Source organism: Arthrobacter sp. Cr_A7, from assembly GCF_029222765.1.
Lineage (GTDB): Bacteria > Actinomycetota > Actinomycetes > Actinomycetales > Micrococcaceae > Arthrobacter.
Map to the genome: position 1 here is coordinate 1 of NZ_JARHXQ010000290.1, position 1440 is coordinate 1440.

Genomic DNA, 1440 nt, shown 5'->3' on the forward strand with positions numbered 1-1440 from the left:
GTACGCCGGGTCCGCCAACTCCGGGCCGTCGTAGAACTGGGGCCCGGCGTAGGTCATGAGGTCCTTTGACAGGGCTTCCTGGATCATGGCCTTGTCCTGGGTCTTCCAAGGGGCAGGTGGGCAGGTGATTCCGAACTCCGGGCCGAACCGGCGCTTCAGCTCTCCGAACATCCACAGGTATTCGTCGGTGTTCGGCGTGGCGTCGGATTCGAAGGTGTTGAAGTCCACGCCGTCGATCGCCGGCCGGGCCGTGGTACCTCCCAGCTCGGTGTTGATACGCACAACACTGTCAACGAAGCGCCGGCTCACCTCACGGGAGGAAAAACTGATCTCCTGGCCCGCGCCACCAGCGGAAAGCACCACACGCTGACCCCTGGCGCGGACAGTCCGGATGTCGGCGGCGATCTCATTCATTCCCCACGCGATACCCCCAACGTCACCGGAGCGGCCGGCCGCGAACAGGTAAAGCACGTTGTACGCCTGGGGTAGCTGCGTGAGATGGATGCCGGAATTCCAGCGTGTCCAGTAGACGCCGACGACCTTGCTGGGCAATTCGGCTATGACGCCCTCCTCCTGGTTTCCGCCCTGACGGGTGCCCGGAGCTCTTCAGCCGTCCATTTCCAAGGCTGAGCTGACAGCATCCCCGCGCACCTCTGTGGTGGCGCACAGGCCCCTCTCGTTCATTGCGTCCACGATGGCCTGCAGCGCGTCAAGGGATTCGATTCCCGGCCCGTCATGCATCGTGATGATCGAGCCATCCCGCATCGATCGGATCGTGACATCGGCTATTTCCTGGGTGGTCGCACCCTCGTTATCCCGTGTGTTCACGATGTTGTCGTTAGCGTTTCCCCAAGACATCACGAGACGCAAGCCGAGATCCCGGGCGATCCCGTCCACCTGGCTGTTAACCGCGCCGTAGGGCGGACGGTACAGCGTGGGGCGTGGGACGCCTGCAGCCGTGAGCGCCGCGTTTGTCCGCTCCAGCTCGCTACGCACCCATTGCGTCCCCCAGGTTTCCTTGCTGCCATCGGGTTTCTCACCGGTCGTGAGGTTGGCGTGGTCCCAGGTGTGATTGCCGATGACGTGGCCCTCGGCAAGGGCGCGGGCCACGATGCGCTCACGCCCCTTGACTTTGTTACCGTTCCAAAAAAGGACAGCATCAATGCCGAATCCATCAAGCGCATCGAGCACCCTCCCGGTGTTCTCGCGGGGGCCGTCATCGAAGGTAAAGGTGACGAGGCCGGCCGAGCAGCTGCTGTTCAGTGGGCGCTCGACAACGGGGGCGCTCTGCGATGCATTGGTGGCAGCAGCAGCCGGGGTTGAGTGTTCCTGGACTACCGTATGAATTGCTCCGGCAAGGGCAAGGGCGAAGGCAACCGAAGCGGCCACAGCCGTCGTCGTACGACGGGTTCGAATCATGGAGTGTCGCCCTCCCCACAG

General features: G+C 63.3%; 2 protein-coding genes. Both read right to left on the reverse strand.

What is annotated here, in order from left to right:
• Positions 1-552 (reverse strand): glycosyl hydrolase family 18 protein (locus P2Q66_RS17065; RefSeq protein ID WP_275730042.1); only part of this gene is annotated, 552 nt, incomplete at its 3' end.
• Positions 553-606: 54 nt separating this feature from the next.
• Positions 607-1440: polysaccharide deacetylase family protein (locus P2Q66_RS17070; RefSeq protein WP_275730044.1), on the reverse strand; the 834-nt coding region annotated here is incomplete at its 5' end.